General features: G+C 71.6%; 22 protein-coding genes. 8 read left to right on the top strand and 14 right to left on the bottom strand.

Going from position 1 to position 22,729, the window contains the following annotated elements; genetic code table 11:
- Complete coding sequence (locus GVL03_RS04180) at positions 1–1,503, bottom strand: sodium:solute symporter family protein (protein WP_159499734.1); 1,503 nt, start codon at positions 1,501–1,503, stop codon at positions 1–3.
- Positions 1,504–1,708: 205 nt separating this feature from the next.
- On the opposite strand from GVL03_RS04180, the gene GVL03_RS04175 reads away from it, so the two are divergent.
- Positions 1,709–2,374 carry a cyclase family protein gene (locus GVL03_RS04175; RefSeq protein WP_159499733.1) on the top strand — a complete coding sequence of 222 codons (666 nt, stop codon included), beginning with the start codon at positions 1,709–1,711 and terminating at the stop codon, positions 2,372–2,374.
- A gap of 77 nt (positions 2,375–2,451) precedes the next feature.
- Entirely contained in the window at positions 2,452–3,144 is a 693-nt protein-coding gene (locus GVL03_RS04170; RefSeq protein ID WP_159499732.1) for an alpha/beta fold hydrolase, read from the top strand.
- 4 nt (positions 3,145–3,148) lie between these two features.
- Here GVL03_RS04170 and GVL03_RS04165 read toward each other — a convergent pair whose 3' ends face one another.
- From GVL03_RS04165 to GVL03_RS04130, 8 genes are all read right to left on the bottom strand, one after another.
- Positions 3,149–4,408, bottom strand: coding sequence for an amidohydrolase family protein (locus GVL03_RS04165; RefSeq protein WP_159499731.1), 1,260 nt, complete (start codon positions 4,406–4,408; stop codon positions 3,149–3,151).
- Complete coding sequence (locus GVL03_RS04160; RefSeq protein WP_159499730.1) at positions 4,408–5,217, bottom strand: ABC transporter ATP-binding protein; 810 nt, start codon at positions 5,215–5,217, stop codon at positions 4,408–4,410. The genes GVL03_RS04165 and GVL03_RS04160 overlap by 1 nt, the downstream gene beginning before the upstream one ends.
- Complete coding sequence (locus GVL03_RS04155) at positions 5,214–6,935, bottom strand: dipeptide/oligopeptide/nickel ABC transporter permease/ATP-binding protein (protein WP_235038014.1); 1,722 nt, start codon at positions 6,933–6,935, stop codon at positions 5,214–5,216. The genes GVL03_RS04160 and GVL03_RS04155 overlap by 4 nt, the downstream gene beginning before the upstream one ends.
- On the bottom strand, positions 6,928–7,995 hold the full coding sequence (locus GVL03_RS04150) for an ABC transporter permease (RefSeq protein WP_235038013.1): 1,068 nt from the start codon (positions 7,993–7,995) through the stop codon (positions 6,928–6,930). Before GVL03_RS04150 ends, GVL03_RS04155 begins: the two co-directional genes overlap by 8 nt.
- 61 nt (positions 7,996–8,056) lie before the next feature.
- The gene (locus GVL03_RS04145) at positions 8,057–9,628 is read right to left on the bottom strand and encodes an ABC transporter substrate-binding protein (RefSeq protein ID WP_159499729.1); all 1,572 of its coding nucleotides are present in this window, start codon (positions 9,626–9,628) and stop codon (positions 8,057–8,059) included.
- 131 nt (positions 9,629–9,759) lie between these two features.
- Positions 9,760–11,367: a hydantoinase B/oxoprolinase family protein gene (locus tag GVL03_RS04140; protein ID WP_159499728.1), complete on the bottom strand. Its 1,608-nt coding sequence runs from the start codon at positions 11,365–11,367 to the stop codon at positions 9,760–9,762.
- Positions 11,364–13,412: a hydantoinase/oxoprolinase family protein gene (locus GVL03_RS04135; protein WP_159499727.1), complete on the bottom strand. Its 2,049-nt coding sequence runs from the start codon at positions 13,410–13,412 to the stop codon at positions 11,364–11,366. The genes GVL03_RS04140 and GVL03_RS04135 overlap by 4 nt, the downstream gene beginning before the upstream one ends.
- A complete protein-coding gene (locus tag GVL03_RS04130; RefSeq protein WP_159499726.1) occupies positions 13,409–14,353 on the bottom strand; it encodes an FAD-dependent oxidoreductase in 945 nt (314 codons plus the stop codon). The genes GVL03_RS04135 and GVL03_RS04130 overlap by 4 nt, the downstream gene beginning before the upstream one ends.
- Positions 14,354–14,401: 48 nt before the next feature.
- Here GVL03_RS04130 and GVL03_RS04125 point away from each other — a divergent pair, with 48 nt between their 5' ends.
- Positions 14,402–14,545 (top strand): hypothetical protein, encoded by a 144-nt coding sequence (locus tag GVL03_RS04125; RefSeq protein ID WP_159499725.1) that lies wholly within the window; start codon positions 14,402–14,404, stop codon positions 14,543–14,545.
- Between the two features lie 7 nt (positions 14,546–14,552).
- Here GVL03_RS04125 and GVL03_RS04120 read toward each other — a convergent pair whose 3' ends face one another.
- On the bottom strand, positions 14,553–15,569 hold the full coding sequence (locus GVL03_RS04120; RefSeq protein WP_159499724.1) for a phosphotriesterase: 1,017 nt from the start codon (positions 15,567–15,569) through the stop codon (positions 14,553–14,555).
- 60 nt (positions 15,570–15,629) lie between these two features.
- Between GVL03_RS04120 and GVL03_RS04115 the strand changes: the two genes are divergently transcribed.
- Both GVL03_RS04115 and GVL03_RS04110 read left to right on the top strand, forming a co-directional pair.
- The gene (locus GVL03_RS04115; protein WP_159499723.1) at positions 15,630–15,989 is read left to right on the top strand and encodes a cupin domain-containing protein; all 360 of its coding nucleotides are present in this window, start codon (positions 15,630–15,632) and stop codon (positions 15,987–15,989) included.
- 6 nt (positions 15,990–15,995) lie between these two features.
- Positions 15,996–17,081, top strand: coding sequence for an LLM class flavin-dependent oxidoreductase (locus GVL03_RS04110; protein WP_159499722.1), 1,086 nt, complete (start codon positions 15,996–15,998; stop codon positions 17,079–17,081).
- 118 nt (positions 17,082–17,199) lie between these two features.
- Here the strand turns inward: GVL03_RS04110 and GVL03_RS04105 are convergent, their stop codons facing one another.
- Both GVL03_RS04105 and GVL03_RS04100 read right to left on the bottom strand, forming a co-directional pair.
- A complete protein-coding gene (locus GVL03_RS04105) occupies positions 17,200–18,111 on the bottom strand; it encodes an amidohydrolase family protein (protein ID WP_159499721.1) in 912 nt (303 codons plus the stop codon).
- On the bottom strand, positions 18,108–18,617 hold the full coding sequence (locus tag GVL03_RS04100; protein ID WP_159499720.1) for a RidA family protein: 510 nt from the start codon (positions 18,615–18,617) through the stop codon (positions 18,108–18,110). Before GVL03_RS04100 ends, GVL03_RS04105 begins: the two co-directional genes overlap by 4 nt.
- Before the next feature lie 76 nt (positions 18,618–18,693).
- Between GVL03_RS04100 and GVL03_RS04095 the strand changes: the two genes are divergently transcribed.
- The gene (locus tag GVL03_RS04095) at positions 18,694–19,191 is read left to right on the top strand and encodes a RidA family protein (protein ID WP_159499719.1); all 498 of its coding nucleotides are present in this window, start codon (positions 18,694–18,696) and stop codon (positions 19,189–19,191) included.
- The gene (locus tag GVL03_RS04090) at positions 19,188–20,447 is read left to right on the top strand and encodes an MFS transporter (RefSeq protein WP_159499718.1); all 1,260 of its coding nucleotides are present in this window, start codon (positions 19,188–19,190) and stop codon (positions 20,445–20,447) included. The genes GVL03_RS04095 and GVL03_RS04090 overlap by 4 nt, the downstream gene beginning before the upstream one ends.
- 3 nt (positions 20,448–20,450) lie before the next feature.
- Here the strand turns inward: GVL03_RS04090 and GVL03_RS04085 are convergent, their stop codons facing one another.
- Both GVL03_RS04085 and GVL03_RS04080 read right to left on the bottom strand, forming a co-directional pair.
- Positions 20,451–20,888: a cytidine deaminase gene (locus GVL03_RS04085; protein WP_159499717.1), complete on the bottom strand. Its 438-nt coding sequence runs from the start codon at positions 20,886–20,888 to the stop codon at positions 20,451–20,453.
- Positions 20,885–21,652: an amidohydrolase family protein gene (locus GVL03_RS04080; protein ID WP_159499716.1), complete on the bottom strand. Its 768-nt coding sequence runs from the start codon at positions 21,650–21,652 to the stop codon at positions 20,885–20,887. The genes GVL03_RS04085 and GVL03_RS04080 overlap by 4 nt, the downstream gene beginning before the upstream one ends.
- An 83-nt stretch (positions 21,653–21,735) precedes the next feature.
- Between GVL03_RS04080 and GVL03_RS04075 the strand changes: the two genes are divergently transcribed.
- Positions 21,736–22,729: phosphotriesterase (locus GVL03_RS04075; RefSeq protein ID WP_159499715.1), on the top strand; the 994-nt coding region annotated here is incomplete at its 3' end.

Here is a 22,729-nt window from a genome sequence, read left to right as displayed (position 1 = left end):
TCAGGAGGGCACCGGCTCGAAAGCGCCCTCCTGCTCGCGTTCGAGCGCCTTCTTCGCCGCATCCTCGTTCGCCCGCTCCTCGATCGTCCGCGGCGAGAGCGCACCGACGAGCGCGTAGGTGCCGAACCCGACGAGCCCCGCGACGATCGTCGCCCAGCCGTCGAACTCGACGCCGATGAGGTCGTTCGGCAGGTAGAGGATGTCGTTGGGCACCCCGTAGAGCGTGGGCGTGAGCACGAGGAAGACCATGCGCACGGCGAAGCCGACCAGCGCGGCGGCGAGCGCCGCCACGACACCGGGACGCTTCCAGAAGATCCCGATCAGGAAGGGCGCGGCGAGGCAGGCGAGCATCAGGTCGAACGCGAGCGTCAGGAGGATGCCGGTCTGGCTCACCCGGATGGCGAGGAACGAGCCGGTGACGACGATCGGGATCATCGCGATCCTCGTCCATCGCAGCAGCGGATCGATCCCGTCGCCTCGCCGGCGCACCGAGAAGATGTTGCGGACGGCGATCGCGGAGGTCGCGAGGATCGCACCGGAGGCCGTCGAGAACGAGGCCGCGACCACGCCGGAGAGCACGAGGATGGCGATGAGGGGCGGCGCGTAGTCGTCGAGCAGTGTGAAGAGCACCGGGCCGTCCGCGGCGGAGATGCCGAGCACCGCCGTCGCGGTCAGCGCGACGAGGGCGAAGACCGTGCCGATCACCGCGACGCCGGCGGCTCCCACGAAGCACGCGCGGCGGGCGACCTCCGGCGACTTCGCGCCGAAGATGCGCTGCATGAAGTCGATCGCGACGAGATCCCCGATGCCGAGCGCGATGAGCGTGGCCCAGTTCACCGGCGCGCCCATCTCGGGATCGGTGAGCTGCTCGAGATCGAACGGCCCCATCCCCTCGGGGATGACGATGCCGTAGCTCAGGGCGACCCAGATGAGCAGCGCGATCGCGGCGACGACCGTGATCGCGGTCTGGACCGCCGCCGTGTAGGCGTCGGAGTACAGGCCTCCCGCGATCGTGTAGGCGAGCACGAGCATGACCGACAGGATCACGCCCCAGGCGTAGGGGATGTTCGCGAATCGCTCGAGCAGGAAGCCGCACGCCACGAGATTTCCGGCGAGCAGGATCGTGAAGGCCAGGATCATGAGGACCGATGCGACGACCTCGGTCCCGCGCCCGTACCGGACCCGGAAGAAGTCGGCGAGGGTGAACAGCCTCATGCCGTTCATCGGCTTCGCGAGGAACAGACCGGTGATGAGCAGGCAGAGGGCGAGTCCGAGCGCCAGAGAGGCGCCGGCCCAGAAGCCGAACTGCGAGGTGAGGTCGGTGTTGCCGACCGTGGCGTTCGAGTCGACCGCGGCGGCGGTGAGCGAGACGGCGACGAGCGGGACGCCGAGTCGGCGGCCCGCCACGAGGTAGTTGGCGCTGTCGCCGTCGATCTTGCGGGCGACGGCGATGCCAACGACGAGGACCACGAGAACCGTGATCCCCACTCCGAAGATGATCATGAGCACTCCTGGGGCTGGGTGGTGCGCCGAGTGTTTCTATCGATTGACAGGAACAGGGTGCCCCGCCCGGCCGGGCCGTGGTTTTCTGCCGTGAAACGATCGTGTTAACTCGCGCGCACGTCCTCGCCGGATCGGCCGCCTGCCCGCGGATCATCCGTCGGCAATCTTCCTTGCGGATCCATTCTGTAGAGTTTAGGATCCAATCATGGTCCCCTTGAGTCGTCCCGTCGATGCGAGCGATCCCATCGACCTGAGCATCCCCGTCCATCCGGAGATGCTGCACTGGGGCCGTCGCCCGACGTACGAGATGGTCGAGGAGATCGACGAGACCAGCCCGAGCGAGGTGTCACGGTGGCTCATCGGCGCCCACACCGGCACCCACGTCGACGCCCCGAGCCACTTCGTCAAGGGAGGCACGACGGTCGACCGCATCCCGCTCGAGCACACCGTCGGCCCCGCTCGCGTCCTCGACCTCCGCGACGTCGAGAAGGAGATCACCGCGGAGGACCTGATCGGCGCGGGCGCAGAAGGTGCCACCCGTGTGCTGTTCAAGACGCGCAACTCGACGGACGCCCTCACCCGCGCCGAGCGGAGCGCGACCTGGGTGGGCCTCGGCCCGGCCGGTGCGCAATGGCTCGTCGACCACGGAGTCGTCTTCGCCGCGAACGACTACATGACGATGGAGGCGCCGGATCACACCGAGCACTGGCCGACGCACGTGATCCTCTGCAACGCGGGCGTCGCCATCCTCGAGAACGCGAACCTCGCGGCCGCCGAGGCCGGCGACTACTACCTGGTGTGCCAGCCCGTCCCGTTCGAGGGCCGGGAAGCCGCACCTGCGCCGGCCGTCCTGCTGCAGTTGCCCGCATGACCGGCGCGGGCGGCCTGTCCCGCAGCAACCGCTTCGGGCTGTGGCTCAGCCTCGAAGCCTCATCGAAGGGATAGACGATGCACGTCGTCCTCGTCCACGGCGCCGGCGGCTCCTCGGCGAGCTGGTCGCTCGTCGCGCCGTTGCTGGAGTCCCGCGGCATCGCGTTCTCGGTCGCCGACAACCCTTCGCAGTCGCTGCACGACGACGTCGCGACGGTGCGCGCCATGATCGACGCGGCGAACGACGACGTCCTCCTCGTCGGGCACTCCTACGGGGGCGCCGTGATCACGAACGCGGGGCGCCACGAGCGTGTGCGGGGCCTCGTCTACGTCGCAGCCTTCGCGCCCGCGGGCGGCGAGTCGGTGCAGGGGATCGTCAACAGCTACCCCGCGGCACTGGTGAACTCGTTCATGACGCGCGGCCCCGGCGGCGAGTGGATCCCCGACGGCCGCCCCGAGGCGCGCCGCGAGCTCGCCTGGGACGTCCCGGACGAGATCTGGGAGAGACGGGAGGAGGACGCCCGCGTCTCCGCCGACGCGATCTTCACCGAGACCACCGGCGAGCCCGCATGGGCGGCCCGGCCGGCCTGGTATCTCCTCGCCACGAACGACAGGCACATCCGCGTCGAGGCGCAGCGCGACATGGCGACCCGCGCGGGCGCGCGGATCAGCGAGGTCGGCACGAGCCATGCCGTGCCCCACGCCGCTCCGGAGCGCGTCGCCGATCTCATCGGATCCGCCCTGGCGGAGCTCTCCTCCCCGACCGCCTGAGCGATCACCGCGCGTCGCGCAGGGCGTCGAGATCCTTCACGATCACGCCGCCCTGCGCGACGAGGCGGACGGATGCCGGGTCTCCGAGCGCATCGACGTCGCCGAGCGGGTCGGCCGAGGTCAGCACGAGATCGGCGAGCTTCCCGGTCTCGATCGAGCCGAGATCCGACGCGAGACGCAGCAGCCGCGCCCCGGCGAGCGTGCCCGCGTGGATCGCCTCCATCGGCGTGAGGCCGGCACGCGTCAGATGCCCGAGCTCGGTGAGGTTCCGGCCCTGGAGATGGATGCCCGCGTCGGTGCCGAGCGCGACGCCCACTCCCGCGGCGATCGCGGAGCGGATCGACTCCGATGCACGTGCCCGCCTCGCCGCCCCGTCGGCGCCGCCGGCGGCGGGCGAGCGGAGCAGGGTGCTCAGCGTCGGCACGAGCACGGTGCCGCGCTCGATCATCGCCTCGATCGTGTCGGCCGACAGGTCGTAGCCGTGCTCGATGCTCGCGACCCCGCCGAGCACCGCCGCCCGCGCGCCGTCGTCGTTCTGCGCGTGCGCGGTGACCGGCTGCCCCTGGCGCGCCTGCATCTCGCGCACGATCACGGCGACGTGCTCCCGCGGAAGGCCGCGGTCCGACGGCTCGTCGTGGGGCGTGCTCATGCCGCCGGAGGTGCACACCTTGATGACGTCGGCACCCGTGCGCACAAGCGCCCGGACCGTCTTCACGACCTCCTCCTCGGTGTCGACGACCGCCCATCCCGGCGTCGTCGCGCGCTCCGCCCAGAGCGGGCGCGAGCCGTTGGCCAGGACCGGGTCGGCGTGCCCTCCGGTCGGGGAGAGCATGGCGATCGCCAGGTGGAGCCGCGGGCCGACGATCTGTCCCCGTGCGACCGCGGCACGGTAGCCGGGCGTCAGCCCGCTGAGGTCCCGCGCCGTCGTCACACCGGCGTCGACCGTGGCGCGCAGGTTGCCGAGCGTCGCGACGACCCCCTCCTCGGGGAACCACGCGCGCTGCGCCTCGACCGAGGCGTCCGTGCTCATGACGAGGTGCACGTGCGCGTCGACGAACCCCGGCAGGAGGAAGCCGCCGCGTGCGTCGATGACGCGCGCACCGGCGATGTCGCGATCTCGTCGAGAGCCGACGTAGACGATGCGCGCATCGGCGATCTCGACCTCGGCATCCGCCACCGGATCGGCCAGCGTGCCGTCCACGAGCGTCGCGCCGACGATCCGTCGATGCTCGCTCGCGAACGGTGTCGCGGGCAGTCTCGCCATCACAGGTCGAGCGAGAAGCCGGGCGCGCCCGGATCGGCGTCGAGCAGTCTGCGGGTGTACCAGTGCTGCGGGTCCGCGTAGATCTGCGCGACGCTGCCGGCCTCGACGACCTCACCGCGGTACATCACGACGACCTCGTCGCTCACGTTCTGCACGACGGCCAGGTTGTGGGAGATGAACATCATCGTCACGCCGAGCGCCTCCTTGATCTCGGCGAGCATGTCGAGGATCTGCGCCTGCACGGACACGTCGAGCGCAGAGGTGATCTCGTCCGCGATCACGAACGAGGGCTCCAGGATGAGGCTGCGGGCGATGGCCACGCGCTGACGCTGGCCGCCCGAGAACTCGTGCGGGAAGCGGCGCATCATGTCGGCCGAGAGTCCGACGCGCTCCAGCCAGAACGCGATCTGGTCGGAGAACCGCCGGACGTTCGCGTGCACCGGGTCGAGCGCCTCGGCGAGCGTCTGCCCGATCGTGCGGCGGGGTGAGAGCGACGAGAACGGGTCCTGCGGGATCATCTGCACGCGGCGGCGATAGGCGAACGCACCGCGCTGGCTGTGGCTCAGCCCGTTCACATCGATCGCGTCGACCGTGACCTGCCCGTTCTCGGGGCGGACCGTGCCCACCAGCACCTTCGCGAGCGTCGACTTGCCCGAACCGGACTCCCCGACCACGCCGACCGTCCGCCCCGTCTCGATGCTGAGCGACACCCCGTGGAGCACCCGGGTCGAGCCGAACGACACATCGAGGTCGCGGACGCTCACCATCGCGGTGACCGTCTCGTCGCTCGCATCGAGCACTGCGCTCATCGCCCGTCCCCCTCGGTCAGCACCGGCTCCGACAGGCGCACCACGGGGGTCGCCGCGAGCAGCTGCTTCGTGTACGGGTGCGACACCGACTCGGGCGTGAGGTGTGCCACGTCCTCGATCCGCTCCACGATCTCGCCGTCCTTCATCACCAGCACGCGGTCGCAGAGCGCCCGCACGACGCCGAGGTCGTGGGAGATGAACAGCACCGAGGCGCCCATCTCCGAGTTCATCCGTTTGATGAGCGAGAGCACCTCGCGCTGCACCGTGACATCGAGCGCGGTCGTCGGCTCGTCGGCCACGAGCAGCTGCGCGTTCGTGCTCATGGCGGACGCGATCATGGCGCGCTGCTTCATGCCGCCGGAGAGCTGATGGGGATACTGCCGCAGACGGCCCTCGGGATCGGAGAGCAGCACGTCGGCGAAGCGGCCCACCAGGTTCTCGCGCGCCTGTCGACGCCGCTGCCCGAGCACTCCGACCAGCACGTCCGACAGCTGCGATCCGAGCGTGAGCGCCGGGTTGAGGGCCGTGCCGGGGTCTTGATAGACGAGTGCGACGCGACGGGCGAGCTCCTTGCCCGACGCGCTGCCGAACAGGTCGGCGCCGGCGAGCGACAGCGTGCCCGCCGACGCGGTGAGTCCCTCCGACAGGAGCTTCGCGACGACGGATGCGGTCACGGACTTGCCCGAGCCCGACTCGCCGACGATGCCGACGACCTCACCGCGATCGATCGTGAACGACACGTTCGAGACGAGCTCCCGACCGCTCTCGTTGTGGTGCACCGTGAGTCCCTCGACGACGAGCAGCGCGTCGGAGGACGCCCCGTCGACCGTCGAGGGGGCGTCCTCCCGCAGCATCCGTGCGCGGCTCACGTTCGAGCGCGGGTTGGCTGCCGCGGCCAGTCCGTCGCCGATGAACAGCGCCGACAGGGACGCGAAGACGAGCGCGACCGCCGGCGCGAGGACGAGGATCGGGTTGGTGTAGATCTTCTTCACGCCCTCGTTCAGCAGCGACCCCCAGTCGAAGGCCGGGCTCTGCGCGCCGAGGCCGATGAACGACAGGCCGGAGAGCTCGACGAGCGTCCCGGCGAACGCCTGTGCGATCAGGATCAGGAGCGGCTCCGACATGTTCGGGATGACGTGCCGGGTGGCGATGCGTCCGGTCGGGACGCCCATGAGCCGCGCGGTGACGACGTAGTCGCGCGACGCGATGCCGGCCGCGAGGTTCGCGGTGAGGCGTGCGAAGCCGGCGGTGTTCGCGACCGCGATCGCGAGCACCGCGGTCACGATCCCGCGTCCGAGGATCGCGGCGACGACGATCGCGACGAGCATCGCCGGGTACGAGACCCAGAAGTCGATCACGCGGAGCGACGCCTCGCGCACGCGACGGGGCGAGAGCCAGACCGCGACGCCGATGCCGATGCCCGCCACCGCCGCCAGCAGGGTCGCCGCGGCGGCCGCCACCATCGTCACGCGGGTGGCGACCAGCGTGCGAGCGAGCATGTCGCGGCCGAGACTGTCGGTTCCCATCGGGAACTGCGCCGTCGGGCCGGAGTTGGGGACCCCGGTGAGGGTGGCGGCGCTGTCGCCGTAGAGGATCGGCGCGAGGATCGCGACCAGGATCAGCACGCCGAGCATGCCGTAGCCGATGTAGAGCATCGGCGAGGAGCCGAGGCGCCGTCGACGGACGGCCGCGAACGGCGGGGTCGCGAGACTAGCCACGGTCGTCTCCCAGGGTTCGCGGGTCGATGAGACCGAGGACCACGTCGATCGCCAGGTTGAACATGAGCGAGATCGCCCCGATCACGAACACGGATGCCCGGATGACCGGGTAGTCCTTGTACTCCGAGATCGCCTGCACGACGACGCTGCCGAGCCCGGGCCACGCGAAGACCGCCTCCACGATCAGCGTCGAGCCGAGCAGCGCCGTGAGGATGATCCCGGAGAGCGTGAGCGCCGTGGTGAGCAGGTTGGGGAGCAGGTGCTTCGCGTACAGCGTCGCGGGCCGGAGCCGCCATCCGCGCGCGGTGCGCATGTAGTCCTGCTCGAGGATGACGGCGGCCTCCCGTCGCACGATGCGGGCGACGCTCGCGATGCAGCCGATGCTCAGCGCCGCGATCGGCAGGATCGCGGACTGCACCACGTTGTACGCCGGCGAGTAGGCGGGCGGCAGGATGGCCAGCCACACCGCGAACACGGTGACCAGGATGGTCGCCTGCACGTACGCGGGGATGGAGGAGACGATTCCCGCACCGATGTTGAACGAGTGGTCGAGCCATCGGTGACGGTCGCCGCGCGTGATGATGCCCACCGCCATGCCGAGGGCGAGCCCCACCACGAGGAAGATGATCAGCGAGGTGAAGGCGATCGCGAACGTGTAGGGCGCGGCGGCTCCCACGATCTGCATCGCCGGCACCTTGTACTGGAACGAGGTGCCGAAGTCGCCTTGGGCGACCTGCACGAGGTAGGTGCCGAGCTGCACCGGCCAGGGCTGGTCGAGTCCGAGCTCGACCCGGATCTGGTCGACCTCGGTCTGGCTCGCATCCTCTCCCGCGATCGCGGCGGCCGGGTCGCCCGGGATCAGCTGCACGATGAAGAACGTGACGAGCACGAGCAGCACGATGTTGACGACCAGCGCGATGCCGCGGCGCATGGCGAACCGCCGCCACGCCCCCGCGAGGCTGCTCGCCTTCACCGCCTGCGAGCCGTCCGGGCGGGGCCGGCTCGCAGGCGGTGGACCGGAGGACGAGTCGTCCCGCCGATCGACGATGGTGTCGCTCACCTCGTGGTCTCCTCGTTCGTCCGGTTCATCCGAGCGGTCTCGCTCGGCATCGCGTGTCGCCTCAGCCGGTGATCCGCATCGACGAGATGTCCCAGTAGCCCGAGAACACGCTCGACGCGAAGCCCTCGCGGGCGATCACGAAGTGGGTGTCCGTGATGAGCGGGGTCATCGACACGTCCTCGAGGATCGTGGTCTGCGCCGCCTCGAAGTTGGCCGCCTGCTCCTCGGGGTCGCCGGCGGCGAGACCCGCCTGCAGGAACGCGTAGCCCTCCGCATTGTCGGCGCCGCCGATGTTGCGGCCGCCGTCTGCCGCCGACGGCCCGACGTAGGTGGCGATCGCCTGGCTGAGCGGGTTGCTCACGTTCGTCGCGTTCAGGGCGATGTCCCACTTCTCGGGCTGGGTGCGCATCTGCGACTGCCAGTCGGCCGGGTCCAGCACAGAGAGCTCGACGGTCGCACCGGCCGCGCGCAGCGACTCGGCGAGGAAGTCGATCGCCGAGTCCCAGTTCGACATCGCCAGCAGGCGGATCGTCGTTCCGGTGAGCGCGTCGGATGCCGCGGCCGCATCGAGCTCCGGCAGCAGGTCGGAGCCGTCGATCGTGTTCGGCACCGTCGAGGCGGTGACGGTGGTGAGCGCGGTGCCGAGTCCGTCGAGGCCGGCGGCGTTGAAGCCTTCCTTGTCGATCGCCTCGGAGACCGCGACCCGCAGGTCGGGACGATCGATGAAGACCGAGCCGCTGCCCGCGTTCTGATTGAAGATCAGCGTGTAGGCCGAGCTCGGCAGCGTCACGTACGAGTAGGCGTCGTCGTCGACGAAACGCTCCGCGTTCGCGTCGTAGAAGCGTGTGATGTCGACACCGCCGGAGGCGACGAGGTTGGCGCTCGTGTTCGAGTCGGAGGAGACCGTGATGTTGATCGTGCCCGCCGGGGTCCCGTCGACGCCCGACCAGTCCGGCCACGCGTCGTAGTCGTCGCGAAGGGTGTAGGTCGCGCTGACGCCCGCAGAGAAGCTCTCGAGCGTGTACGGGCCCGACCAGGCGCCGTCGACGGTCCCGGCCGCGAGCCCCTCGGGATCCTCGAGACCTGCGGGGCAGATGATGCCGGTGACCTCCGAGGTGAGACCGTTGAAGACCTCCGAGTACGCCTCGGACAGATCGATCGCCACGGTGCCCGCGTCGTCGTCCGCGGTGATCGTGACCTCTCCGGGGCCGAAGACCGATGCCTTCGAGGCCTGCGCCGCCGAGTCCTCCGAGGCCGCGAAGTACTCGAGGGAGGCGGCGACGATCGACGGGGTGATCACGGTGCCGTCGGCGCAGGTCGCATCGTCACGGATCGTGAACGTGTACTCCGCACCCGACGCGGCCTCCCAGTCGGTGGCGAGGCCGCCGATGAAGCCCTCGGTCTCGCCCTTGCGCAGCAGGGTGTCGAACCCGAGCCGGGCCACCGAGACGTCGGAGGAGCCGGAGGCGAGCGCGGGGTCGAAGTTCGTGGGGGCGTACCAGAGCTCGGTGTTGATGACACCGTCGGCGGTGGACGTCGTCTGCGTGGACGACCCTTCACCGGCGCAGGCGGTCAGCACGAGCCCCGCTGCGCTGACGAGCGCTACGACGACGATGGCCTTCTTGTTGATCACGTGATCTCCTCTACGGGCGTTGGGGGATGGTGCACGATCGATGGAACGGGTGGGTCCACGGAGCGGGTGACCGGGCGACCGGGCATGGATCCAATCGTTCCAAGTATGCATCCATATAGATTTCGATTGGATTACACGTCGGGTGGGCCGTATCCGCCCCCGCCCGCGGCGGTCAGCCGCACCACGTCGCCGCGGCAGACGCTCAGCGTCGTGACCTCGACGGGAACGGGCTCCCAGCCGGTCCCGCCCCGGCGGCGCACCGCGACGCCGGCCGGAGCACCGTCACCGCCCCCCGCGACACCGCGCGCGCCGTGCCCCTCGCGACGCTGCTCCGCCGCGACGCGGCCGGTGGCCTCGTCGGCGAGCAGCTCGTAGTCGCGGCGCACGGCGCGCCCCCCGCGCCAGCGGCCCTTCCCCGCGCTGTCGTCGACGAGCTCGCACGCCTGAACGCGCCAGGGGTACTCGAGCTCGATGACCTCGGCCGGGATCAGAGCACAGTTGGAGGTGTACGAGTCGATGCCGTCGTCGCCGGGTACCCCCGGCCGGGCGCCGCCTCCGCCGCCGACCGTGTCCATCAGCGTCTTCTGCGCTCCGGTGCGCGGATCCACGGCGCGCATCAGGAGCGTCGGGAACGACACGTGGCTCGCCGCCACCGCACGGTCCGGCAGCAGCTCGCCGAGGGCGCGGAACACGGCGTCCGTCAGCACCTGCACGGCCATGTGCCGCGAGACCACGGCCGCCGGTCGGCGCGGGCGGAAGAGCGACCCCTCGGGGGCCCGCGCCTCGATGCGGGACATGTAGCCGTGGTTCTGGCGGACGTCCGTGCCGAGGAAGCAGCGCAACGCGTAGGCGAGCCCCGAGCAGGTGCTCGACCAGGGCACGTTGAAGGTTCCGGTCGTCTGATCGGCGGAGCCCGCCAGATCGACGATCATGCGGCCGTCGCGCACGGTGACGGCCACCTCGACCCGCAGCGGCTCCTCGTAGCGCAGCCCGTCGCCGTCGAGGAGCCCCGTCGCCCGCACGGTGCGCGACGGCCACGCGCGCATGATCGCCGCGGCGCGCGCCGTCGTGTCGTCGATGAGGTCGGCCGCCGCGTCCACGACCCGATGGGGACCGTACCTCGTCGCGAGCGCCCGGATGCGGTCGATGCCGCGCGCACAGGCCGACAGCTGGGCGGTGACGTCGCCGGCGACCGACTCCGGATCACGGACGTTGCGCAGCAGCACGTCCCAGAGGGCGTCGTTGCGCACCCCCCGGTCGACCAGCTTCACCGGCGGGAGCTGCAGGCCCTCCTCGAACAGGTCGCGCGACGCGGCCGACCCCGGCGACGCACCGCGGTTGCGCGCGGCGATCCCGCCGATGTCGACGTGGTGCGCCACGGCGGCGACGTATCCGAGCAGCCGCCCCTCCGCGTACACAGGGGCGAACACCTCGAGGTCGGGCAGATGGGTCGCACCCTGGTAGGGGTCGTTCGTCACCACGACGTCCCCGTCGGCCAGGGGACCCGTGCGGGCGAGCGCCCCGGCCAGCGCGAACTCGAGCGTGCCCGCCTGGGCGGGGATGAGGTGGGAGTCCGCGACGAGCCTGCCGTCGGCGTCCAGGAAGCCGCACGAGAAGTCGAGCATCTCCCGGATCATCGGCGAGAACGAGCTGCGCTGGAGCAGCAGCGACATCTCCCCGACCACCGCCTCGAACCCGTTCCACAGCAGCTCCCGCACCACCGGGTCGGCGACTCTCATGATCGTCCTCCGTCATCGCGCCGCAGCACCATCCCGATCCCGTCGACGCGGTCGACGCGCCAGCCCCGGGGGATCAGCGTGGTCGTGTCGGTCTGAGAGACGAGCGCGGGCCCCGCGAGCCCCGTGCGCACGTCGCGCCGGTCGAGGACGGCGTAGTCGACCGGCACGCCCTCCGCGTCGAAGCCGGTGCGCCGGCGCGGTGCCGCCGCACCGGCGCCGGAGGGCGCGCCGAGCCAGTCGGCGGCGAGCCTCGGCACCCGGACACGCACCCGCAGCGTCACGAGCTCGACCGGCGCGTGCTCCCAGGCGTGGCCGTACGCCGACTCGTGGGCGAGACGGAAGCGCCGTTCGAGGGCGGCCACGTCGGCGATGCCGCCACCGGCGTCGTCGGAGACGGCGACCGTGAGCTCATACGCCTGGCCCGCGTACCGCAGATCCGCGTCGAGGCCGATCGTCGGCTCGCCCGCGACGCCCGCCGCCCGCAGCATCCGGGCAGCCTCGTCCACGAGCTCGGCGACGATCTCGGCCACACGCGCCGCGTCGAGCGACCGGAGCACTCCGACGTGCGTACGGGCCAGGTCGTAGCGGCCGTCGCCCATGAGGAGTCCCAGAGCGGACGTCAGGCCCGGGTATCGCGGCACGAGGACGCGGTCGATGCCGAGATCCTCCGCGATGGCGCACGCGTGCAGCGGGCCTGCGCCGCCGAACGCCATGAGCGCGAGCCTGCGGACGTCCACGCCCCTGGCGACCGTGAGCGCCCGGATCGCGTCGGCCATGCGGCCGTCGGCGATGCGGATGACGCTGCCCGCCGCGGCCTCGAGAGGGAGCCCGAGCGGCTTCCCGACGTGATCGCGGATCGCCGCCGCCGCACGACCGGGATGAAGCGGCAGCGCGCCGCCGAGGAAGCCGCCGGGATCGAGGGAGCCGCGCACGAGGTGCGCGTCGGTCACCGTGGGACGCTCGCCGGTGCCGTATGCGGCGGGCCCGGGGTCGGCTCCCGCGCTCTCGGGGCCGACCGCGAGCAAGCCGTGGACGTCGACGCGGGCGAGGGATCCGCCGCCCGCGCCGATGGGCAGCACGTCTATCTGCGGGAGCGCCACGGGCATCCCGCCGACCTCGCCGCGGTAGCGGCGCTGCGGCTCGCCGTCGGTGATGACGGCGACGTCCGCACTCGTGCCGCCGACGTCGAGCATCACGATGTCGGGCTCGCCGAGCCGGCGGCCGAGCGCGGCCGCTGCGACCGCACCGGCCGCGGGGCCAGAGACGAGAAGGGTCACGGGGGCGCGGGCAGCGAGCGTCGCCGGCACCACTCCGCCGGTCGAGGTCATGAGCTGGAAGGCGCCCGCGAACCCGCGGGCGCGCAGCCGGGCGTCGAGGCGCTCGATGTAGCCGCCGCTGCGGGGCAGCAGCGCCGCGTTCAGCGCCGTCGTGGCGGTGCGCGGGTACTCGCGGAACTCCGGCGCGACGACCGACGACACCGTGACCGGAACCCCGGGAAGGGTCTCTTCGAGGATGCGCGCCGCGCGCCGCTCGTGCGCGGCGTCGGCGAAGGAGAAGAGGAAGGCGACGGCCACCGCGTCGACCTCGTCCCGCCAGGCGCGCGCCGCTCGGCGCACGTCGTCCTCGTCGAGCGGAGTGACGACGGAGCCGTCGGAGCCCGTGCGCTCGCGCACGCCCCGCACGAGCGCACGGGGCACGAGCGGCGCCGGTCGAGGCCGCCACGGGTCGTAGAGGTCGACGCGCTGCTGGGTGCCGATGTCGAGGATGTCCTCGAACCCCGCGGTGACCAGCAGCCCGACCCGGGCGTAGTCGGACATGATGACCGCGTTGGTCGCGACGGTCGTGCCGTGGACGACGGCGGCGATGTCGCCGATCGAGAGCCCCGACGCCTCGAGGAGCCCGTCGATCGCGTCGAGGAGCGCGATGCCCGGATCGGACGGCGTCGATCTCACCTTGTGCACGTGGAGCTCGCCGTCCGCGGTGACGAGCGCCGCATCCGTGTGCGTCCCGCCGATGTCGACCGCGATCACGTGCGGACCCGTCATGTCGCCTCCACCAGATCCGCCGCGACGCGCGCGGTCCCCCAGGAGAGAGCGATCCCCGCGCCTCCGTGTCCGTAGCAGTGCACGACGCGCCGCCCCGCGATCCGTTCGCGCTCCACGCGCACGGTGTCGCGGGCGGGACGGAGGCCGACGGCGCGTGCCGACACCCGCGCTCCGGCGAGCGTGGGCTCGACCGCGATCGCGCGAGCCAGCAGGTCCGCGCCGGACGACGGGTCGGGGGCCGTCGTCGTCGCGGCCACGCGCTCGGCGCCGCCGCCGATCACCACGTCGTCGAACCTCGGCACGACGAACAGGGGGGCCAGCGGCCCGTCGCGCACGATCGTGGCGTGCGTGAGGTCGACGCCGGTGAGCGTCAGGGTCTCGGTGCGCACCGGGTACAGCGCCGCATCCCGCGCGAGAGCCCCCGAGCCCCAGCCGGCGGCGAGCACGACGACGTCGGCGTCGCCCGCCTCGTCGAGCGCGCCGAGGGTGCGCTGCTCGACCTGCACGCCGGATTCCGCCAGCCGGGCACGTAGCCACGGCAGGTAGCGCGTCGTGTCGATCAGCGGCACGACCGCGAGCGTCGCCGCCGCGTATCCGTCGGGCAGCGCCGCGCCCGGTTCGTCGCGGAGCGCCGGCGCGAACCCGCGCATCCACGGATCGGGCGACCACGGGCCCGTGCCGATCGTGCGCGAGAGCTGCTCGCGCACACCGGCGTCGGGGGCGGCGTCGCGACGGATCCGCGCGAGCGTCTCGTAGGCCCAGCCGCGTACCCGCTCACTGTGCTCGACGAACGACGGCGCCCACAGCGAGGCGGCGACGCGGGAGACCTCGCCGGTCGGGTCGGCCGCGACCACGCGCACACGATTCCCGCGCTCGACGAGCTCCGTGGCACAGCTGAGGCCCACGACACCGGCTCCGACCACGACGACCGACTGCGGCACGGCTCCTCCTGTCCTCGATCGAGAGGTATGGATCCTAAAGTAGGATACATGGATCCATTTGTTCGCCCCCGCCTCGTCCTCGGACACATCCTGACCATGGATGCGGCCGGCTCCGTCGCGGGCGGGCTCGCGGCCGCCGCCGTGCGCCGCACGGTCGTGGGCGGCCGCGTGATGCACGACGCGGCGGCGTGAGCGGCGCTCAGGCGACGGACGGTCGGTCGAGCAGGCGCCGGGGCTCCGTCACCAGCATCCCGTCGATCCGTTCGGCTGCGACGCCGCGGGACACGAGCTCGGGCACGATCCGCGCCATCAGGTAGGAGTAGCCGTGGCCGCCGTAGGCACGCAGCTGCGCCTTCGTCCACACGGACTCGCCCAGCACGTGCCGTGCGCCGGGACGGGCAGCGGCGAACTCGGGGAAGAAGGCGAGCCGCTCGCGATCGGAGGGGTTGTCCATCCGTCCGACGTGCACGGCCTCGGTGCCGAAGCACATCTCCAGCACCGCCCCCGCATCGGCGAGCTCGGCCCAGTATCCGTGATCCATGTACTCGTCGGCGTTGGTGAACACCACCCGGTCGTTCGCGAGGCCCTCACCGGCGGTGATCTCGAGCACCTCGAGCCCGCGGCGGGCGTCGGGCTCGAGCCGCACCGACACGCTCGCTCCCGCCCGCGACGCGGCACGGGCGGCGGCGCGCAGCTGCTCGCGCTCCCGCCGTTCGAGGTCGCCGGTCGTGCCCATGATCCCGAGCATCCCCGCACGGAAGGTCGCGCCCGGGATGCCGACCGTCAGCGCCTCGAAGAGGTGGTCCTCGAGCTGTGCCTCGGTGAGGTTCGCGATCCAGCCGGGAACCGTCCGCGGGATGTACGCGCCGTAGGAGCTGACGATCGTCATCCCGGAGGCGGCGGCGACGGCCGGGAACGAGGCGTGGTCGGGACCGAGACCCCATGAGGAGCACTCGACGAGCGCACGCTGGCCCCGGCCGACCGCCAGCGCGAGCTCTGCGGCCGCGAGGTCGGCATCGTCGAGCCGCAGGTTGTCGGCGAGCGCGAGCGCGTTCCAGCGCAGGTATCCGAGCACCTCCACGCCCACCCGCTCCCCGGCCGGAGCGGGGTCGGTCCCCGGCCGGCACAGGCGGGACGAGTCGCTCAGCACGTGGTCGTGCATGCTGGTCGGCCCGAGCTCCGCCGCATCCCGCTGGCCCAAGACGGTCTCGATCACCCCGCACGCCCTCTCACTCGCTCACTTGCGGATCCATTAATCACAATTTAGGATCCAATTATGACTCATGTGATCCGTCCTCTCGACGTGGACGCCGCCGACCTCGAGGCCAAGCCCCTCGCACCGCCCAGCGCCGAGCCCCTGTCGGGCGAGATCATCGTGCGGGGCAAGGTCGAGTTCGCGAACGAGGACCGCACCATCGTCTCCGGCGTCTGGGAGAGCGACCCCGGCGTGTCGCGCTGGGAGTTCCTCACCCGCGGCGAGATCGTGCACATCGTCGAGGGCCGGATGAGCGTGAAGCGGGACGGCGAGGAGGCGGTCCTGCTCACCGCGGGGAGCGCCGCGTTCTTCCCGATCGGCTGGACCGGCGAGTGGACGGTCATCGAGCCGGTGCGCAAGTTCTACGTGGTCTTCAAGTAGCCGGCCATGGCAGCGAGCCGCCTGCAGCTGGGCACCTTCGGCACCAACCTCGCCCCGGGCATCACCTTCACGACGATCCCGGGGGCGCTCACGACCGACTGGTCGCGGGTCACGGACCTCGCCCTGCGCGCCGAGGACATGGGCTTCGAGGCGATCGTGCCCATCTCGCGGTGGAAGGGCTACGGCGGAGCCCACAACCCGCACTCCGACTCCTACGACACCCTCACCTGGGCGGCCGCCGTCGGCGCCGTGACCCGGAGCGCCCGCGTCTTCGCGACCGTCTCGATGCCGGTGGTGCATCCCGTGATGGCCGCGAAGCAGATGGCGACGATCGATCACGTCACGGGCGGCCGGGCGGGCATCAACGTGCTCGCGGGCTGGTACCGCCCCGAGATGGAGATGTTCGGCGCGGACCTCCTGGCCCACGACCGCCGCTACGACCTCGCCGACGAGTGGATCGAGATCGTGGAGCGGCTGTGGTCGGAGACGGAGGAGTTCGACCTCGACGGCGACTTCTTCCACCTCACCGGCGCCTCCTCCGCGCCCAAGCCTGTCGGCGAGCGTCCGCAGATCATGAACGCGGCCATGTCGGGGCGCGGGCTCGAGTTCGCCCTGCAGCACGCCGACAAGCTGTACGTGAAGCTCAGCGACGAGCGCGAGCAGGCGACCGCTCAGGTGGAGAACGCCAAGCGCCAGGCCCGCGAGCGCTACGGGCGCGAGATCGAGGTGTGGACGTTCGGCTACGTCGTCGACGGCCCCACCGAGCAGGCCGCACGCGACTTCCTGCACTACTACGCGCAGGAGAACGGCATGCACGACGCCGCGATCAACGCCCTCCGCATCATGGGCGTCGAGGCCGAGGTCGCCGGCGACAACTCGACCGCCGCCCGCAGGTTCAGCTGGGTCGCCGGCGACGGCGGCGTGCCGCTCATCGGCACCGCCGCCCAGGTCGCCGACGGCCTGGAATGGCTCGCCGACGTCGGCATCGACGGGTGCCTCCTCGGCTGGCCGCTCTGGGAGGACGGCATGTCCCGGTTCGCCGACGATGTGCTCCCGCTCCTGACCGAACGCGGACTGCGCGCCGCGATCTGAAGATCCACCTGCCCCGGAGATCCCCGATCCTCCGGGGCAGGTGCACCACCGGGCTGCGCCGTGACGGACCGCTCGCGCGATCCGAGAGCACGCCCGGGCGTGAACGCCTCGCTCCCGTTCAGCCGAGCTTGAGCAGGCGCGCGGCGTTCTCGCCGAGCAGGAGGTCGCATTCCGCATCCGAGAAGCCGGGGAGGCGCTCGACGATCGCGGCCGTCACGGCGGGCGTGTACCACGGGAAGTCCGAGCCGGTCACGACCCGCTCGACGCCGATGCCGCGGATGAGACCGGCCACCTCCTCGGCCGTGGGACCCGCGGTCGCACCGATCCAGATCACGATCTCGGAGAGGTCGAACATGAGCTGCGGGCGCGCCTCGGCGAGCGCGAGCGTGTCACGCCACGAGCCGCCGCCGAGATGCGCGAGCACCAGCCTCAGGTCGGGGCGCCGGGCGGCGAGGTCGGCGAACACGCGCGGCTCGGAGAAGCCGCGGCCACGCGTGTCGGGGCCGCTGTGGAACACGATCGGCACGTCCGCCTCGATGCAGGCGTCGTAGACGCCCTCGAAACCCGGGTCGTCCGGGAACGCCCGGATGCCGATCGGATGCAGCTTCAGACCGCGTGCGCCCCAGTCCGAGAATGCCTCGCCGAGATGCTCGCGGGCGTCGTCGGAGGTCATGACGGCCGGGTTCGCGCTGACGAACGGGATGAGCCGCTCATGCGGCGCGGTCATCCGGCACACCCACCGGTTGTAGGCGACGAGGTCGTCGCGGTACCGGCCGTGCACCGGCTCGGTCGGCCAGTGGTCGCGACCCGGCGGGAGGTCGGGATACCCGGGCACCTCGTAGCTGCCGAGCACGGTGGCGTAGTCGAAGCCGGCGGCATCGAGCGCCGCGAGGGCCTCGTCGACCGATCCGCCCACGCCCGCGAGCGGGATGTGCGCCTTCTCGCCGTACTCGACGATCGGGAAGTTCTCGATCTCGAAGAGCCCCCGAGCCGGGTCGGCGTAGATGTGCAGGTGGGTGTCGATCCTCATGCGTCCTCCTCGGGCGCGGGGCTGCGGGTCTCCACGACCGTCACCATCTCGAACACGTTGTTCCCGGAGAGGCTCGTGACGCCGATGCCCGCGGATGTCGACCGGCCGATCCGGTCGCCGAAGACCTCGATGAAGAGGTCCGCGGCGCCGTTGGTGACGAGGTTGACGTCCGTGAAGCCGGGTGAGACGCAGACGAAGGTCAGGGTGCGGATGAAGCCGGTCACCTCGTCGAGCGAGCCGACGGCGTACCGGATGAGGCCGAGCACGTTGACGGCCGCGTAGCGCGCCGCAGCGTACCCCTGCTCGAGGGTGACCGTCTCCCCCACCCGGCCGGGGAAGACCCTGTTCCCCTGGCGGTCCTCGGGGGTCATGCCGCTGATCGTGAGCTGCCGGCCCAGGTGATGAAAGGCCTTCATCGTCGCGTACCGCTCGCCATACGGCGGATCCGCGTAGTCCGGGATGACCAGCCCCAGCTCCCTCACCCGCTCTTCTGCGCTCCATGCCATGGGCGGTCCTCCTCGAGGGACACTAGAATGGATCCATTATATGCTCTTTCGGATACAGATTGGCGAGGTCGGGACGATGGCGAGTGCTGAGGAACGAGTGCGGGAGCTCGGTCTCGAGATCCCCGACTACGCCAACCCGCCCTACGGCAGACGATACGGGCGGATGAAGCCGTTCCACCGCATCGGCGACCTGCTCGAGCTCAGCGGCCTCACCCCCGAGAACCGCGCGGGAGACCGCCTCCATCCCGGAGTCGTCGGCGTCGACGTCACCGTCGAGCAGGGGCAGGCTGCGGCGCGGCTCACCGCGGTGCACACGCTCGGCATGATCCGGTACGCCCTCGGCTCGCTCGACAACGTGAAGAGCCTGTCGCGTGCGCTCTGCTTCGTCGTCTGCCCACCCGGGTTCGACCTCCTCCACGAGGTCTCGAACGGCGCCACCGACCTCTTCCTCGACGTCTTCGGCGAGGAGGCCGGCAGCATGGGGCGCGCCTCGATCGGGGCGACCACGCTCTCGCGCAACAACTGCTTCGAGCTCTGGCTCAGCCTCGAGTGCCGGCCGGAGCCGGCCCCGTGACCGGTGCGGCCGCCGCCGCACCCCGCGACATCGTCCGCACCCTCCCCTTCTGGCTGATCTTCGCCGCCTCCACGCTCGGCGGCATCACCAACTCGGCGAGCACCCCCATCATCCCGGGGTACGTCGAGCAGGTGCTGGGGGGAGACAGCGCCCTCGCCGGCATCGTCGTGGCCATCGCGGCGGTCGCCTCCATGGTCGCGATGCCCGTGGCGGGCGCCCTGGCGGACCGGCGCGGATACCGCATGATCGCGATCGCGGGCGGCTGCATCGCGGTCGTCGGGATGCTGATCCTCGCCGCCCTCCCGACGCTCTGGGGCGCGAGCCTCAGCCGCGTGCTGTTCGGGCTCGGCAACGCCACCGCAATGACCATCGTCATGGCGTGGCTCGTCGCGATCGCCCCCGCCGAGCAGCGCGGGCGCGCCCTCAGCTACTTCGGCCTGAGCGTATGGATCGGGCTCGCGATCGGACCGCAGCTCGGCACGGCGGTCGAGCTGATCGGCGGGGCGGCCACCGTGTTCCTCGTCTGCGCGGCGCTGGAGCTCGCCACGGTGTTCACGATCCTCGCGCTCCCCCGGCCGCGCACGGTGCTTCCGGTCTCGACGGCGACCGGGCCCATCGCGTTGCCGCGCGGAGCCGCGCGCGAGCTCTGGCAGGCCTTCCGCTCGGTGTGGACACCGGGCGTCGTGGCCGCCGCCGCCTGGTGCGGCGAGGGCATCATGATCGCGTTCCTCATCGTCCATCTCGTGGGCGCGGGGGTCCCCTCGGGCGGCTTCGGCGGCGCCGCATCCGTCTACGCCGTCTTCGCCGTCAGCGTGATCGGCGCCCGTCTGGTGCTCGCCTCGCTCCCCGATCGCATCGGCCCGCTCCGCGCGACGGCGATCTCGCTCTCGTGCCTCACGGTCGGGCTCACCGTTCTCGCGCTCTCACGGGACTTCTGGCTCGCGAGCCTCGGCGCGGCCTTCATCGGCGTCGGGTTCGCGCCGCTCTACCCCTCGCTCACGATGCTCGCCACGCGCGGCCTGACCTCGCGCAACCGCGCGCTCGGACTCGGGCTGTTCTCGAGCTTCACGAGCATCGGCTACGGCGGCGGCGCACTGCTCGGCGGCTTCGTGATCTCGGTGGCGTCCTCGACCCTCGCCTTCCTGATCGTCGCGGGGCTCCAGCTCGTCGCACTCGCGGTGCTGACCGCGTTCACCCGCGACGAGACGCCGCGCAGCCGCGCCGTCGCGGACGAGCCGCGGGATCCGGCGGCGTAGCGGTCACCACACGCGGCGGCGCTTGGCCGGCAGCAGCCCGGCGAACGTCGTCGGCACGCCCTCGGACCCCGCCGTCACCCAGACGCGGGCGTCGGGCCAGTAGTCCGAGAGCATCTCGGCGCACACCCCGCACGGCTCGATGAGGTGCCACGTGCCGCCGGGACGGCGCAGCACGCTCACCGCCGCGACGACGGGCGCCGAGGCGCCCTGCGCGATCGCGTTGCCCGCGGCCACGCCCTCCGCGCACACGGCGCTGCGCCGCGCGGATCCGTCGACGTGGACGCCGGTGACGATCGCCCCGTCCGACAGGCGGAACGCCGCGACGACCTCGTGACGCCCTTCGCGGTAGACGGCGTCGAGCAGGTCGCGCGCGCGGGTGAGGAGCTCCGCGTCGGCATCGTCCATCCCGGCCGGCCGCGCGAGCGACGGGCGGTCGCTCACGACGCCGGCAGACGCAGGATGCGGGCGTAGTTCGCGCCTTCGACGAGTGCGCGGTCGGCTTCGTCCGGGATAGCCTTGGCGATCTTCATCCGCTCGAGGTCGAAGTCGGATCCCGGCCATTCGGATCCCATCAGGATCTTCTCGGCGCCCACGCGCGCGTAGGCGCGCTTGACGTCGGCCATGAGGGTCGCCGATGTCTCGAGATAGACGTTGTCGCGGCGTTCGGCGACGATGATCGCCTCCGGCACGTTCCAGACCGCCCCCATGTGGGCGATGATCGTCGGCACGTCGGGGTGGTCCTTCACGATCTCCTCGATCGAGAACGGCGCGCAGAACGCGTCGTCGAGCGCGTTGATGATGACGGCCATGCCGTGACGGGCGCACTCCCGGAAGACCGGATCGAGCAGGCCGTGGTCGGCCACGTGGTAGCCGTGCATGCTGGGGTGGAGCTTGAGGCCCCGGATGCCGGCCTCCGCGAGGCGCCGGATCTCATCGATCGCGTCGTCGTCCTGGGGACGCACCTGCCCGAAGCCGATCAGCCGATCGGGGTAGGCGTCCTGCAGCCCGATGATGAAGTCGTTCTCGATGCGCTGCGCGAGCGAGCACACCATCGCCATGTCGACGCCCGCCGCATCCATCCGCGTGAGGATGCGGGCAGGATCGAACGGCGTGTAGGCGGGGGGCTCCTCCCCCGGCCGCGCGCCGGTCAGGTAGTCGGACCTGCCGCGCACGTCCTGCGTCGTGTTGTAGGCGTCGATGATCATGCGGCGGCTCCTTCGAAGGACGCGGGGGTTAGGGATCCATTCTAGACTGTTTCGGATACAAAACGTCACCGAGGGGAACGCGAATGATCGAGACCGTCCGAGGCCGGATCCCCGTCGAGGCGGCGGGCACCGTCTCCACCAACGAGCATGTCCTGACCGACTCCCGCCACCTGCTGCGCCCGACGCGGGAGGGCGGCGCCCTCGAGGGGGAGCTGCGGCCCGAGATCATGGGCGACCTGCGGTGGAGCTGGCTGTCGCTGCCCGACAACCTCACCCTCGACGACCCCGACACCGCCGTGGACGAGCTCGCGCTCGGCCGCGCCGCGGGTCTCGACACGATCGTCGAGGCGACCTCCTGGGGGATGGGCCCGCGCCACGCCGACCTCCTCGAGATCTCGCGGCGCAGCGGTGTGCACATCGTCGCCGCCTACGGCAGCTACATCGACAAGACCCTTCCCCCGTGGTGGCGCGACCGCAGCGAGAGCGAGATGGAGCGGGACTTCACCGCCGCGCTCACCGAGGCGATCCCCGGCACGGACTTCCGCGCGGGCCTGCTGGGGCTCCTCGGCACGAGCGCGGAGATCACCCCGGCCGAGCGGCGCGCCCTGCGGGCCGCCGCGAGGGCGGCGCACGCGGCGGGCGCCGCCGTCAGCATCCGGCTCGATGCGGCGGCGCGGCGCGGCCCCGAGGTCGCGGCGATCCTCACCGGCGAGGGGCTGGCCGCCGAGCGCATCCTGTTCTGCAACATCGACAAGGTGCTCGACGAGGAGTACGTCGGCGAGGTCGTCGACACCGGCGCGGTGGTGGAGTTCGCCTTCGGCAGCGAGCACTACTTCGCCGACGGCGCGCGCGACGCGAGCGACGGCGACCGTCTCGCCTTCCTCGTGCGGATGCTGGCGGAGCGGCCGGACGCGCGGGTCACGCTGTCGTGCTCGATCTGGACGAAGGGGCAGCTCGCCCGGCACGGCGGCATGGGCTACGCGCACGTCGTGCGCCGGATCGCACCCGCGCTCCGGCGGATGGGCGTCGCCCCCCACCGGCTCGACGACATGCTGGTGACCCGTCCCGCCGCCCTCC

This window comes from Microbacterium sp. 18062 (assembly GCF_902706225.1).
Lineage (GTDB): Bacteria > Actinomycetota > Actinomycetes > Actinomycetales > Microbacteriaceae > Microbacterium.
This window is presented reverse-complemented; position numbering and strand designations above follow the sequence as displayed.

Excerpts from the sequence above, each read along its gene's own strand:
- GVL03_RS04180 (WP_159499734.1), bottom strand. The coding sequence starts at position 1,503 with ATGATCATCTTCGGAGTGGGGATCACGGTTCTCGTGGTCCTCGTCGTT.
- GVL03_RS04175 (WP_159499733.1), top strand. The coding sequence starts at position 1,709 with ATGGTCCCCTTGAGTCGTCCCGTCGATGCGAGCGATCCCATCGACCTG.
- GVL03_RS04170 (WP_159499732.1), top strand. The coding sequence starts at position 2,452 with ATGCACGTCGTCCTCGTCCACGGCGCCGGCGGCTCCTCGGCGAGCTGG.
- GVL03_RS04165 (WP_159499731.1), bottom strand. The coding sequence starts at position 4,408 with ATGGCGAGACTGCCCGCGACACCGTTCGCGAGCGAGCATCGACGGATC.
- GVL03_RS04160 (WP_159499730.1), bottom strand. The coding sequence starts at position 5,217 with ATGAGCGCAGTGCTCGATGCGAGCGACGAGACGGTCACCGCGATGGTG.
- GVL03_RS04140 (WP_159499728.1), bottom strand. The coding sequence starts at position 11,367 with ATGAGAGTCGCCGACCCGGTGGTGCGGGAGCTGCTGTGGAACGGGTTC.
- GVL03_RS04135 (WP_159499727.1), bottom strand. The coding sequence starts at position 13,412 with ATGACGGGTCCGCACGTGATCGCGGTCGACATCGGCGGGACGCACACG.
- GVL03_RS04125 (WP_159499725.1), top strand. The coding sequence starts at position 14,402 with ATGGATCCATTTGTTCGCCCCCGCCTCGTCCTCGGACACATCCTGACC.
- GVL03_RS04115 (WP_159499723.1), top strand. The coding sequence starts at position 15,630 with ATGACTCATGTGATCCGTCCTCTCGACGTGGACGCCGCCGACCTCGAG.
- GVL03_RS04110 (WP_159499722.1), top strand. The coding sequence starts at position 15,996 with ATGGCAGCGAGCCGCCTGCAGCTGGGCACCTTCGGCACCAACCTCGCC.
- GVL03_RS04105 (WP_159499721.1), bottom strand. The coding sequence starts at position 18,111 with ATGAGGATCGACACCCACCTGCACATCTACGCCGACCCGGCTCGGGGG.
- GVL03_RS04100 (WP_159499720.1), bottom strand. The coding sequence starts at position 18,617 with ATGGCATGGAGCGCAGAAGAGCGGGTGAGGGAGCTGGGGCTGGTCATC.
- GVL03_RS04095 (WP_159499719.1), top strand. The coding sequence starts at position 18,694 with ATGGCGAGTGCTGAGGAACGAGTGCGGGAGCTCGGTCTCGAGATCCCC.
- GVL03_RS04080 (WP_159499716.1), bottom strand. The coding sequence starts at position 21,652 with ATGATCATCGACGCCTACAACACGACGCAGGACGTGCGCGGCAGGTCC.